We start from the raw sequence: 12349 nt of genomic DNA, 5'->3' as shown, positions 1-12349 counted from the left end.
CTCTAATGTGGGAGCTGGCTTGCCCGGCTCCCACAGGTAATCTGCAGTGATCCATCGAAAGGAGTTCGCCACTTAACATGGCCGTACCAGATGATCCACCCAGCGACGAATCGCTGCTGGCCCGCTACCGCAGCGGCGATGCAGGCGCCTTCGAAATCCTTTATGCCCGGCACCGCCAGGGCCTTTACCGGTTTCTCGTGGGCCTCTGCAATAAGGCCGAACTGGCTGAGGAAATCTACCAGGACACCTGGCTCAGCCTGATCCGCAGCACTACCCAGCCACAAGGCCGCGCGAGTTTTCGTACCTGGCTGTTCCAGATTGCCCGCAACCGCCTGATCGACCATTGGCGCAAGCACGGCATCCACAACCCGCTGCACGACAGCTACGACGAACAACTGCACGCCCAGCCCGACACCGGCGCCGGCCCCGAGCAGCAACTGAGCCTGAGCCGCGACCAGGGCCGTCTCGATGCAGCGTTGCAAGACCTGCCCGAAGACCAGCGCGAAGTGTTTATGCTGCGCCTGCACGGCGACCTGGAACTGCCGCAAATCGCCGCCCTGACAGGCAGCCCACTGGAAACGGTAAAAAGCCGCTTGCGTTACGCCCAGCAGAAATTGCGTCGGCTGCTGGCCGAGGAGGTACCCGTATGACTGACTCCCGACACCCCCAGGATCCGACTGACGAAGGGCTGATCCAGCACTTTCGCCAACACAGCGCCAGCGAGCCGCCTGCGTCCCTCGACGCCTTCATCCTCGCCGCCGCCCGCCGCGAAGCACCGGCTCCCGGGCCAAACCTGTGGCAACGCTGGCTGCAAGCTTGCCAACGACCACGCTGGCAGATGGCGTTTGCCACCGTGGCCGGGGTCGCACTGATGATTGGCGTGGTAATGCGCTCGCCAGTACCTGATATCGACCTGCCCGAAGCCGCCGAATATGCCGCTGCGCCACCGCCGCAGGCACTGTCTGCCCCAGCCGCCCCCGCGCCCATGGCCCGTATGGCGATGGCACCACAGGCTGACAGCGCGTCGGTCCAGGCCGAGATGGCGGCGGTCATGGCCGATGAGCCCGTGGCGAAAATGAGCAAGCAGATAGCCGCCAAACCGCAGTCCCTGGAGCAGGGGCTTGAGGAGATTGTGCATCTGCGCGAGGCGGGAGAGAGCAGGGCGGCGGATGAGAAGCTGCTGGCGCTGCACAAGCGCTTTCCTGACGAAGATCTGCCCGCCCGGTTGGAAGCGTTGCAAAAGCGTTGAACCCGCGCCCACCAAAAAGCCCCAGGTCTTGCGACCTGGGGCTTTTCGTCTGTATCTGCGGCTCCCGGACCAGTTTGAACTAAGACCTACAGGCAGCGGTTTTATAGGCTGTCTTTATACGCCACGACTTGGTCTTTGAGCCAGCTGTGCAGGGAGGTTAATTGCGCCGAACGTTTAATCCCCAGTGGCCAGACCAGGTAGTAGCTCGAAGAATGCGCCGGTTCGATGTCGGTGAGTTTGACCAGTTCCCCACGTTGAATCAGTGAATGGGCGATCGAGCGGCGCGTCAATGCGACGCCGTGCCCGAGCCGTACCGCTTCGAGCAGCAAGGTGGAGTCGGTGAACTCCAGCGAGGCGTGAGGGCGCTGCCCCTCCACGCCTGCGGCGCACAGCCAGGTTGCCCAGCTTTCACTGGCGTGCAGCAGTGGCTGCTCGAGGATGGCGTGCGGCGTGTCTGGCAATACACCGTGGTTGAAGTCGCGAGCAGCGACCACCAGCAATGAGTCGCTCATCAGTGTTTCGCAATGCATATCGGGCCATTGGCCGTGACCGAAGCGGATTGCGCAATTGACCAGGCCCTGTTCTAAACCGGCGAACGCCATGGTCGATTCCAATTTCAGGCGCAGCCCGGGATGGGCACTCATGAAACCGTGCAAGCGCGGCAATAACCAGTGCATGGCATAGGAGGGCAGCACCGACAGGGTCAGTTGCGGGAAATTGCTTCTCGCCAGAAACTTCTCTGTGACCCCGGCGATTTCACCCAGCGCCTGCCTGATCTGGTAGGCATAAATGCGCCCCTCTTCCGTCAACACCAGGGAACGTCCGCTGCGCATCACCAAGGCAATACCCAAATACTCTTCAAGAGAGCCAATCTGATGGCTGACGGCACTGTGGGTCACGTGCAGCTCAACGGCCGCCAAATTCACCTTGCCCAGCCGGGCCAAAGCCTCGAAGGCGCGCAATGCGGCGAGTGGAGGGAGCTTCAATAGGTGAATTCCTTTCACGGAAAAGTCTAATAATAGCCGCTATACGTGAAGCGAGCGAGATACCGATAATAGCGACGATTTAATTATTTAAATAATGTCATGCTAATAAAGCGGGAGTTGTTCGCCATGATCAATGAAATCCAGTCGTTTCTGAAAAACTACTTTGATGTACTGCAAACCCAGGACTTGAATCTGTTTGATCGGGTCTTTCATCGGGGTTGCGTGTTATATAGCGCACAAGACTCGACCGTGGTCGTCCGGTCTTTTGATGAGTACAGGGCCATGGTTCAAGGCCGTCAGTCGCCACAGGAAGGTGGTTTTCCACAACTTGATGAAGTATTGATGATTGATGTGATGTCTGCGGAAATGGCCATCGTTAAAGTGCGTTTGCGCCTATTCAATAACGTCATGGTCGACTACTTGAACTTGATGAAAGTCGATGGCCAGTGGATGATCTTCGCAAAGCTCTTTCACAAGGCCGGTGAAGTGACAACTCAGTAAGCTAACGGCCAGATGAAAAATGAGAACAAACTTATGTAGTGCACTCTTCGCGTTGCCAGTTTACGCACTCCAACTTACAACGCAAAAGCGCTTTGCCTAGTTGGATATGGCCGGCAGAAGAGTCTTTGTGACAGCGCCCACAAAAAAGCCCCAGGTCTTGCGACCTGGGGCTTTTTCTCTGTATCTGGTGCACCCGGCGGGATTCGAACCCACGACCCCTGCCTTCGGAGGGCAGTACTCTATCCAGCTGAGCTACGGATGCTTGTGCGGGCGCCATCATACCCATGTCGACCTTGGGCGTCCATGCTGGTTTTTGGCCGTCTGCCGGTAGGATTCTGGAGCGGCGAGGCTCTGTACCGGGCGGTGTGCGTCCTTGGCGCTGAATCCGGCTGTTGTGCGCCTGTCAGAATAATTCGGCTAATGCGCCGTTTTCGTTCTTTTTTTCGAACAGACTATTGCCCTGCCCCCCCATTGATCCTAGGATTCGTTTGAGATTTCAAACGCTCTGTCTCCCGTGCGCGATGTTTCAGCTTGCGCCCAGTGACTGATTTCCCTGACGGCAGCCTTCGAGGCGCCTTTCAACAACTCTAATTTGCCCCGCGCGCGCGCGGTGCTGTTAAGGAAAGCCGACATGCAGCTTAAAGACACCCAGTTGTTCCGCCAGCAAGCCTTTATTGATGGCGCTTGGGTCGATGCGGACAACGGTCAAACGATCAAGGTCAACAACCCCGCGACTGGCGAGATCCTGGGCACCGTGCCGAAGATGGGCGCCGCCGAAACCCGTCGTGCCATCGAAGCCGCCGACAAGGCCTTGCCGGCCTGGCGCGCACTGACTGCCAAGGACCGTGCAAACAAGCTGCGTCGCTGGTTCGAGCTGATCATCGAGAACCAGGATGACCTGGCGCGTCTGATGACCCTGGAGCAGGGCAAGCCGCTGGCCGAAGCCAAGGGCGAAATCGTCTACGCCGCTTCGTTTATCGAGTGGTTCGCCGAAGAGGCCAAGCGTATCTACGGGGACGTGATCCCTGGCCATCAGCCAGACAAGCGCCTGATCGTGATGAAGCAGCCGATCGGCGTCACCGCCGCCATCACGCCGTGGAACTTCCCGGCCGCGATGATCACCCGTAAAGCCGGCCCGGCCCTGGCTGCCGGTTGCACCATGGTCCTCAAGCCTGCGTCGCAAACCCCGTTCTCGGCGTTTGCCCTGGCTGAGCTGGCCCAGCGTGCCGGGATTCCAAACGGCGTGTTCAGTGTGGTCTCCGGCAGCGCTGGCGATATCGGCAGCGAGCTGACCAGCAACCCGACCGTGCGTAAATTGTCCTTCACCGGCTCGACCGAAATCGGTCGCCAGTTGATGGCCGAATGCGCCAAGGACATCAAGAAAGTTTCCCTGGAACTGGGCGGCAACGCGCCGTTCATCGTGTTCGACGACGCCGACCTGGATAAGGCCGTCGAAGGCGCGATCATTTCCAAGTACCGCAACAACGGCCAGACCTGCGTGTGCGCCAACCGTCTGTACATCCAGGATTCGGTGTACGACGCGTTCGCTGAAAAACTCAAAGTGGCCGTAGCCAAATTGAAGATCGGCAACGGTCTGGAAGAAGGCACCACGACTGGCCCGCTGATCGACGAAAAAGCCGTGGCCAAGGTCCAGGAACACATCGCCGATGCCTTGAGCAAAGGTGCGACCCTGTTGGCGGGCGGTAAGGTTATGGAAGGCAACTTCTTCGAGCCGACCATCCTCACCAACGTGCCGAAAAACGCTGCCGTGGCCAAGGAAGAAACCTTCGGCCCGCTGGCGCCGTTGTTCCGCTTCAAAGACGAAGCCGAAGTGATCGCGATGTCTAACGACACCGAATTTGGCCTGGCCTCCTACTTCTATGCCCGCGACCTGGGCCGTGTGTTCCGTGTGGCCGAGGCCCTGGAATACGGCATGGTCGGCGTCAACACCGGGCTGATCTCCAACGAAGTGGCGCCGTTCGGCGGTATCAAGGCGTCGGGCCTGGGCCGTGAAGGCTCCAAGTACGGCATCGAGGATTACCTGGAAATCAAATACCTCTGCCTGGGTATCTAACCGGCAAGGTATCGCTGCAAACGCAAAGGGCACGAGAGCGCTGTCCCTTTGCGTGCTTCAAACCGTTATTCGAAGTGGCCGGGAAAGCTGTGGCAGTCGATCATCGCATGCTGCCGTAGTTGCCTCCCCGTCACGTATTCCTTGGACCACGCCACCCGATGAGTGGCGAATGAGGACTTTATGAGCAACAAGACCAACGCTTCCTTGATGAAACGCCGCGAAGCCGCTGTACCGCGCGGTGTTGGCCAGATTCACCCTATCTTCGCCGAATCCGCGAAGAACGCCACCGTGACTGACGTTGAAGGTCGCGAGTTTATCGACTTCGCCGGCGGCATCGCCGTACTGAACACCGGTCACCTGCACCCGAAAATCATCGCGGCCGTGACCGAGCAGTTGAGCAAGCTGACCCACACCTGCTTCCAGGTCCTGGCCTACGAGCCGTACGTGGAGCTGTGCGAAAAAGTTAACGCCAAGGTGCCAGGTGATTTCGCCAAGAAAACCCTGCTGGTCACCACCGGTTCCGAAGCCGTGGAAAACGCCGTGAAAATTGCGCGTGCCGCGACTGGCCGTGCCGGCGTGATCGCCTTCACCGGCGCTTACCACGGCCGCACCATGATGACCCTGGGCCTGACCGGCAAGGTCGTGCCGTACTCCGCTGGCATGGGCCTGATGCCAGGCGGTATCTTCCGTGCGCTGTACCCGAATGAGTTGCACGGCGTGAGCATCGACGACTCCATCGCCAGCATCGAACGCATCTTCAAGAACGATGCCGAGCCGCGTGATATCGCTGCCATCATCATCGAGCCGGTACAGGGCGAGGGCGGTTTCTATGTCGCGCCTAAAGCCTTCATGAAGCGCCTGCGCGAACTGTGCGACAAGCACGGCATCCTGCTGATCGCCGACGAAGTGCAAACCGGTGCCGGCCGTACCGGGACCTTCTTTGCCATGGAGCAGATGGGCGTTGCTGCCGACCTGACCACCTTTGCCAAATCCATCGCGGGCGGCTTCCCGTTGGCTGGCGTGTGCGGCAAGGCCGAATACATGGACGCCATTGCCCCAGGTGGCCTGGGTGGCACCTATGCCGGTAGCCCGATCGCGTGCGCCGCGGCCCTGGCCGTGATGGAAGTGTTCGAAGAAGAGCACCTGCTGGACCGCTGCAAGGCTGTTGGCGAGCGTCTGGTCACTGGCCTGAAAGCCATCCAGGCCAAGTACCCGGTGATCGGCGAAGTGCGTGCCCTGGGCGCGATGATCGCGGTCGAGCTGTTCGAGGACGGCGACAGCCACAAGCCGAACGCTGCTGCGGTGGCCGCGGTGGTTGCCAAGGCGCGTGACAAGGGCCTGATCCTGCTGTCGTGCGGCACCTACGGCAACGTGTTGCGCGTGCTGGTCCCGCTGACCTCGCCGGACGAGCAGTTGGACAAAGGTTTGGCGATCATCGAAGAGTGCTTCTCCGAGCTGTAAGCGCAGGTTGGCTGGATCGAAAAAACCCGCTTCGGCGGGTTTTTTTGTGGGCTATGCACCTATTCAGGCCTTGTTCCTTGTACGCAGGTGCTTCCTTTGTCTAATGTGCAGGGATTGCCGATGGAGCGTGCTGCATGACTGCTGTTGATTTACCTGCTGTGCCCCGTGTGCTGATTGCCGAGCCCGACCCCTGGTCGCGGGATCTGCTCAAGCAGGTGTTGTTGAATGTGCGCTGCGACGCGCGGCTGGATGTGTGCGCCGACGGGCAGCACGCCGCCGAGCTGCTGCGAGACAAACCCTACGATTTGATCATTGCCGATTGGGAGCTGCCGGGCGTTGACGGCCTGAGCCTGTTGCGCAGTGTGCGTCAGCGTCGGCGGGTGCCCGTGTTGCCGTTTATCCTGCTCAGTACACGCAATGACGGCGCCAGCGTGCGCGAGGCACTGCCGCTGGCGCCCACCGCCTACCTGACCAAGCCACTGAACATGGAGGGTCTTACGCAACGCCTGCAGGATTTGTTGCTCAACGAAGGCGAAACGGTGTATTGCGAGCCCCCCGTCCTGGCGGCGGGCATGTCCTTGCCGGTGTTCCTGGAGCAGCGTCGCGAGCTGTCGGACGGCGCGCCGCTGCGGGTTGACGTCAAGGCGGCTGTGCAACGCAGCCTCACGCCGCAGGGGCTGGATCTCGAGCAGTTGGAAGAGCAGGTCAAGGTTGATCCACAGATCACCGCGGTGCTGATCGCCGCCGCCAACAGCGCCGGCCAGCACGGCACACCGGTGCAGACCCTGTCCATGGCGCTGCACAAACTGGCCGCCGGGCAGAGCATGAACCTGATCCTCGGCCTGGCCCTCAAGCACAACGTGATCCTCAGCGATGCCAGCCTGATGGAATACGCTGAGCGTTATTGGCAGTTGTCCCAGCGGACTGCGCAATACGGTCGTTCACTGGCGCGCATGCTCGATCTTGAACACGAACGCTGTTACAGCGCCGGTATTCTCCATCGGTTGGGCGACCTGGCCCTGCTGCGCAGCTTGCAGGAGTGGCGCCAGGGCGGTGGTGAGCTGGATGAGGCGTTGATTGGCGAGTCATTGTCCACCTTTGGCGCCAGCTATGGCTCGGCGCTGCGCACGCGTTGGCGCTTGCCCCTGGAGCTGCGCCAACTGATCGCGGCGACCTACTCCCTGGAAGGCGGGGTGTATTCCCGTGAGGCGCTGGTGATGAACATCGCGGCGCAACTGGCAGGGCTGACGGAGCATGAAGGGGTCGAGGCGTTGGCCAAGGGCAAGACGGCGAGGTTGCTCAAGGTCGGGTTTGCAGAGCTGACGCGTATCCGCAAGCCTGGGTAGGCGCTGTGTCTGGCAGCAACAATGCTGAATGTGCCGCCGCCATCGTAGCCTCGCTAAAGCTCGACAACTCCCACATTTGATTTGTGGTGTGTCCAGAACTCCCGGCCTGGTCGAGATCCCCTGTGGGAGCGGGCTTGCCCGCGATGGCGGTGGTCCAGGCGCTATTGTTTAGCGCCGTGAAAGGGCAGGCATTCAGCCGACAATCACCCGGTTCTTGCCCTGGCGCTTGGCTTCATACATGGCCGCATCAGCCCGGGCGAACAGGCTATCAAGGCTTGCATCTGCGGCGGTGAGGCTGGCCAGGCCCTGGCTGACGGTCACGCCATAAAACCGGCCGTCATGGCTGAACTCCAGTTGGCGCACTTCCTGCCCCAGGCGTTCGGCGACCTGCATGGCCCTTTCCGGTTCGCATCCTGGCAGCACCGCAGCAAATTCTTCGCCGCCAATGCGCCCGAACAGGTCGCCACGGCGCAATACCCCGCGGCCGCTCTCGGCGATACGCAATAACACCTGATCGCCCTCCAGGTGGCCGTAGGTGTCGTTGATGGCCTTGAAGTTATCTATATCCAGCAACAGGAAGGCCAGGGGCAGGCCTTGGGTGCAGGCACGTTCGAATTCGTGATGGGCGCACTCGAAGAAATGGCGACGGTTGCTGCTGCGGGTTAGCACGTCGGTGGTGGCCAGGCGCTGCAGCTCGAGCTCCAGGTGCTTTTTTTCGGTGATGTCCTCAGCGATGCCCACCACAATCAACGGTTTCCCTGGGGTGGCCTGTTGGTTGGTGAAGCACTTGTCGCTGAGCCAGCGGATCTGCCCGTCTGCGGTGATGATGCGGTACTGGCGATTCTCGACCGCCCCCAGCTCCAGCACCTGGGCCAGGCTGTGCTCGGCGTAATGCTGGTCTTCGGGGTGGATACTGTCGCGCCAGCCACGGTGCTCGGCCAACAGTAGGCTGGCCGAGCGTCCGAAGATGCGCTCATAGGCCGGGCTTACATACAGCACGCGGCGGGTCTCCCACTCGATGGCCCAGAGCACGGCGTTCACACTGACCAGCAGCGAGCTCAACAGCTGTTCACGCTGGCTCAGACGCTCCACTTCGCCCTGGGCATGCATCAACGCCAGCAAGGTAGCGGCAGCCGGCCGGGACGTATCCGTTGAGTCAGGCGTGGTGGGGATCGGGGAGTCCGTTTCGTGGACCATCGGCACAATTCTCTCTGGACATGCCGCAGCATTGAACAGCAGTCAAAACAAGGCCCGCCAGGATGGCGAAGTGTTGTTTGAGAGAGGGGAATTGCAGCTAAGTTCCGTTATCAGTCGCGATTGAGAGGGAATGTTCGGTGACTGTGAAATGGCGCCAAAAAACTGTGGAGCCGGTAAGGACTGGGTGTCCTCCCGGCTCCTGCAACACCTAGGCGTTTGCGGGGCGCAACGAGTAGGTTTTCAACTGGTGGGCAAAGTCGCGCAGGGATTGGATCCCGCTGGCCTCGGCCTCGTGCACCCACTCCTTGATGGCCGCGAGCATGTCATGCCCGTTGCTGCTGGTCTTGAGCCAGATCTGTTGCAGCGCCAGGCGCTTTTCGTAGATCACCTTCAAGGCCTGGCTGTGCTCCAGCATGCTCTGGATGCGCACATGGTGACGCTCATCCAGCAGGCTGGTTTCCCGTGACAGCAGGCGCTTGGCCCGGTGGAACTGGTGGCGTACCGAATGATCGACCTTCTCCAGTTCTTGCTTGACCAGCGGCGCAATCACCAACTTGCGGTACTGGGCCATGATCTGGAAGCGGTTGTTGAGGATCGCCATGGCGGTGTCCATGTCCAGGTGGCCCTTGCCTTCCACCCGATGGGCAATCGGCGCCACGCGCTGCACCTTGGCCAGGCGCAGGAAGCTGAACACTTGGATCCAGGCCCAGCCCAGGTCGAATTCCCACTTCTTCACCGACAGTTTGGCGGAGTTGGGGTAGGTGTGATGATTGTTATGCAGCTCTTCGCCACCGACGATGATGCCCCACGGCACCAGGTTGGTCGCCGCGTCGCGGCATTCGAAGTTGCGATAACCGATGGCATGCCCCAGGCCGTTGATCACACCGGCGGCCCAGAACGGGATCCACATCATCTGGATCGCCCAGATGGTGATGCCGATGGTGCCGAACAGCAGCACGTCGATAACGCCCATGAGGGCCACGCCCAGCAGCGGATAGCGGGTATAGAGCTTGCGTTCGATCCAGTCGTCCGGGCAGTTCTTGCCGTAGATGCGCAGGGTCTCGGGGTTTTCCGCCTCGGCGCGGTACAACTCGGCTCCTTTGCGCAGGACCGTGGACAGGCCCTTGATCACCGGGCTGTGGGGATCGTCGACGGTTTCGCACTTGGCGTGGTGTTTGCGGTGGATAGCGGTCCATTCGCGGGTATTCTGCGCCGTGGTCAACCACAGCCAGAAGCGGAAGAAGTGTTTCAGGCCAGCATTGAGCTCCAGGGAGCGGTGGGCTGAATAGCGGTGTAGATAGACCGTGACACCGATAATGGTCACGTGGGTCATCAACAGAGTGACTGCCACCAGTTGCCAGGCTGACAAGTCAAGAAAACCGTTGTACCACATAGGCTGTATGGCCCTCAGATAAAGATAAGAACAGCTGACGCATTATCACTTAGCCTACAGATAAAACCAGTCACCCTTTCAGATAGGAGTGACGAGATGTTACTTGTCCTATAATCCGCAGATTCTGTAAGGCGATTCTGTTTTTTAGTAAGGATTACTAGTCATATGCTGCTTTCATACCGAGGTGCCCTGCGTGCAGGGCTGGTGTACTTGTTGCTTTCGGTCTTGTGGATACAGCTCAGTCAGCAGGTATTTATCAATTTTATTGATGAACCCAAGGAAATGATTCACTGGCAGATACTGCGCGGCTACCTGTGGGTGACCCTCAGCGCCCTGTTTATTTTCCTGTTGTGCGCCCGCAGCGCCCGCAACCATCGCATCCAGCAACCCTTGACGGAAAACCGCGAGCGCCTGCGCCAGGCGGCGGCGGTGTTCGATTGCACCCGCGAAGGGGTGCTGGTCACCGACGCCCGCGGGCAGATAGTCCACGTCAACCGCGCGTTTATTGAAATCACCGGTTACCAGGTGGAAGACGTGATGGGCCGCCAGCCGAGCCTGTTCAAGTCCGGGCGCCATTCGCCGGACTTTTATGAGCAGATGTTTCGCGCGCTCAACCAAGAGGGCGAGTGGAGCGGCGAGATCTGGAACCGGCGTAAAAGCGGGGAAATTTATCCACAGTGGCAAACCATCCGTGTCATCCATGATGACCAGGGCCAGGTCAGCCATTACGTGGCGGTGTTTTCTGACATCAGTGCCATCAAGCACTCCGAGCACGAACTGGCGCACCTGGCCCACCACGACCCGTTGACCGACCTGCCCAACCGCCTGCTGTTCACCGACCGCGCCGAGCAGGCGCTGGCCTCGGCGCAGATTCACAAGCGTGGCTGTGCGCTGTTGATGCTGGATCTGGACCACTTCAAGATCATCAACGACAGCCTGGGTCATAACGTCGGCGACCAGTTGCTCAAGGCCGTGGGCGAGCGCCTGCAGGGCTTGTTCGGTCCCGGCGTGACTTTGGCGCGCCTGGGTGGCGATGAGTTCGCGGTGCTGGCGGAAAGTTGTCCACAGGTGGTCCAGGCGGCCGCCCTGGCCCAGCGCATCATTGACGGCATGAAGCAGCCGTTCGTGTTCAACGGCCACCAGCTGTTTGTCAGCGTCAGTATTGGCATCAGCCTGTTCCCCAGCGATGCCCTGAGTGCCGAACAGTTGCTGCGCAACGCCGACTCCGCGTTGTTCAAGGCCAAGAGTTCCGGGCGCGAAGGCTACGCCCTGTACACCGAGGAACTGACAGCCCACGCCCAGCACCGGATCGAGATCGGCAATGAGCTGCGTCGCGCCCTCGATCAGCAAGAGTTGCGAGTCTACTACCAGCCGGTCCACGACCTGCAAACCAGCCGGATGATTGGTGTGGAAGCCCTGGTGCGCTGGCAGCACCCGCTGCGCGGCCTGGTGTCACCGGCAGAATTTATCCCGATTGCCGAACGCACCGGGTTGATCGCCGAGATTGACGGCTGGGTCATGGAGCAGGCCTGTCGCCAGATGTGCCAGTGGCTGGCAGACGGCAAGAACCTGTCCTTTATGGCGGTCAATATCTCCAGCCGCCTGTTTGCCCGCCACGAATTGTACGAGCAGGTGGCCAAGGTGCTGCACGACACCGGCCTGGACCCGGCGAAGCTGGAACTGGAAGTCACCGAAAGCGCAGTGATGGACGACCCGGAAGTGGCCCTGGAACAACTGCACCGCCTGCGCGAACTGGGCCTGAGCCTGGCCATCGACGACTTCGGCACTGGCTATTCGTCACTGCTGCGCCTCAAGCGGTTGCCGGTGCAGAAGCTGAAAATCGACCAGGGCTTCGTCGCCGGCCTGCCGTGGGATGAAGACGATGCGGCGATTGTGCGGGTGGTCATCGCCCTGGCGCAGAGCATGGGTATGCAGGTGCAAGCCGAGGGTATCGAGCAGATGGAACAGGCACGGTTCCTGTTGAATCACCAATGCGACCTGGGCCAGGGCTACTGGTTTGGCCGGCCGATGCTGGCGGCAGAGATTGATTGGGCCCTGGCCCCCGCCATCCACTAACCCCACCCTCCGGGGTTGGAATGCAATAAAAAATGTGGGAGCGGGCTTGCCCGCGATAGCGGTGTA

Annotated in this window: 10 protein-coding genes and 1 tRNA gene; 7 read left to right on the top strand and 4 right to left on the bottom strand. The window is 60.4% G+C overall.

All coding sequences use genetic code 11. The features are described 5' to 3' along the window. Positions 1-77 precede the first annotated feature (77 nt). Positions 78-650 (top strand): RNA polymerase sigma factor, encoded by a 573-nt coding sequence (locus JFT44_RS20310; protein ID WP_120731200.1) that lies wholly within the window; start codon positions 78-80, stop codon positions 648-650. Continuing rightward, a complete protein-coding gene (locus tag JFT44_RS20305) occupies positions 647-1249 on the top strand; it encodes a hypothetical protein (RefSeq protein ID WP_057957964.1) in 603 nt (200 codons plus the stop codon). Before JFT44_RS20310 ends, JFT44_RS20305 begins: the two co-directional genes overlap by 4 nt. 101 nt (positions 1250-1350) lie before the next feature. On the opposite strand, the gene JFT44_RS20300 is transcribed toward JFT44_RS20305, so the two are convergent. Beyond that, positions 1351-2253: a LysR substrate-binding domain-containing protein gene (locus JFT44_RS20300; protein ID WP_273866388.1), complete on the bottom strand. Its 903-nt coding sequence runs from the start codon at positions 2251-2253 to the stop codon at positions 1351-1353. Between the two features lie 108 nt (positions 2254-2361). On the opposite strand from JFT44_RS20300, the gene JFT44_RS20295 reads away from it, so the two are divergent. Further along, positions 2362-2736 (top strand): nuclear transport factor 2 family protein, encoded by a 375-nt coding sequence (locus JFT44_RS20295; protein WP_057436977.1) that lies wholly within the window; start codon positions 2362-2364, stop codon positions 2734-2736. A 185-nt stretch (positions 2737-2921) separates the two neighbouring features. On the opposite strand, the gene JFT44_RS20290 is transcribed toward JFT44_RS20295, so the two are convergent. Continuing rightward, a tRNA-Arg gene (locus JFT44_RS20290) sits at positions 2922-2998 on the bottom strand. A 369-nt stretch (positions 2999-3367) separates the two neighbouring features. On the opposite strand from JFT44_RS20290, the gene gabD reads away from it, so the two are divergent. The 3 genes from gabD to JFT44_RS20275 all read left to right on the top strand — a co-directional run bounded on the left by gabD (position 3368) and on the right by JFT44_RS20275 (position 7617). Beyond that, positions 3368-4810 (top strand): NADP-dependent succinate-semialdehyde dehydrogenase, encoded by a 1443-nt coding sequence (gene gabD / locus JFT44_RS20285; protein ID WP_057957966.1) that lies wholly within the window; start codon positions 3368-3370, stop codon positions 4808-4810. A 180-nt stretch (positions 4811-4990) separates the two neighbouring features. After that, entirely contained in the window at positions 4991-6271 is a 1281-nt protein-coding gene (gabT, locus tag JFT44_RS20280) for a 4-aminobutyrate--2-oxoglutarate transaminase (RefSeq protein WP_057957967.1), read from the top strand. A 134-nt stretch (positions 6272-6405) separates the two neighbouring features. Further along, a complete protein-coding gene (locus tag JFT44_RS20275; RefSeq protein ID WP_169990533.1) occupies positions 6406-7617 on the top strand; it encodes an HDOD domain-containing protein in 1212 nt (403 codons plus the stop codon). A gap of 192 nt (positions 7618-7809) precedes the next feature. On the opposite strand, the gene JFT44_RS20270 is transcribed toward JFT44_RS20275, so the two are convergent. Both JFT44_RS20270 and desA read right to left on the bottom strand, forming a co-directional pair. Beyond that, complete coding sequence (locus tag JFT44_RS20270; protein ID WP_198799811.1) at positions 7810-8814, bottom strand: sensor domain-containing diguanylate cyclase; 1005 nt, start codon at positions 8812-8814, stop codon at positions 7810-7812. 208 nt (positions 8815-9022) lie between these two features. Then, positions 9023-10207 (bottom strand): delta-9 fatty acid desaturase DesA, encoded by a 1185-nt coding sequence (gene desA, locus JFT44_RS20265; RefSeq protein WP_057436984.1) that lies wholly within the window; start codon positions 10205-10207, stop codon positions 9023-9025. Positions 10208-10372: 165 nt separating this feature from the next. Between desA and dibA the strand changes: the two genes are divergently transcribed. After that, positions 10373-12283: a phosphodiesterase DibA gene (dibA, locus tag JFT44_RS20260; protein ID WP_057957970.1), complete on the top strand. Its 1911-nt coding sequence runs from the start codon at positions 10373-10375 to the stop codon at positions 12281-12283. The last annotated feature ends 66 nt before the right edge of the window (positions 12284-12349 follow it).

It is taken from the genome of Pseudomonas sp. MF5691, from assembly GCF_016405645.1.
GTDB classification, from domain to species: Bacteria; Pseudomonadota; Gammaproteobacteria; order Pseudomonadales; family Pseudomonadaceae; genus Aquipseudomonas; species Aquipseudomonas shahriarae.
The sequence above is the reverse complement of the archived record's forward strand: the minus strand, read 5'-3'. Positions and strand labels throughout refer to the sequence as shown.

Excerpts from the sequence above, each read along its gene's own strand:
- JFT44_RS20310 (WP_120731200.1), top strand. The coding sequence starts at position 78 with ATGGCCGTACCAGATGATCCACCCAGCGACGAATCGCTGCTGGCCCGC.
- JFT44_RS20305 (WP_057957964.1), top strand. The coding sequence starts at position 647 with ATGACTGACTCCCGACACCCCCAGGATCCGACTGACGAAGGGCTGATC.
- JFT44_RS20295 (WP_057436977.1), top strand. The coding sequence starts at position 2,362 with ATGATCAATGAAATCCAGTCGTTTCTGAAAAACTACTTTGATGTACTG.
- gabD (WP_057957966.1), top strand. The coding sequence starts at position 3,368 with ATGCAGCTTAAAGACACCCAGTTGTTCCGCCAGCAAGCCTTTATTGAT.
- gabT (WP_057957967.1), top strand. The coding sequence starts at position 4,991 with ATGAGCAACAAGACCAACGCTTCCTTGATGAAACGCCGCGAAGCCGCT.
- JFT44_RS20275 (WP_169990533.1), top strand. The coding sequence starts at position 6,406 with ATGACTGCTGTTGATTTACCTGCTGTGCCCCGTGTGCTGATTGCCGAG.
- JFT44_RS20270 (WP_198799811.1), bottom strand. The coding sequence starts at position 8,814 with ATGGTCCACGAAACGGACTCCCCGATCCCCACCACGCCTGACTCAACG.
- desA (WP_057436984.1), bottom strand. The coding sequence starts at position 10,207 with ATGTGGTACAACGGTTTTCTTGACTTGTCAGCCTGGCAACTGGTGGCA.
- dibA (WP_057957970.1), top strand. The coding sequence starts at position 10,373 with ATGCTGCTTTCATACCGAGGTGCCCTGCGTGCAGGGCTGGTGTACTTG.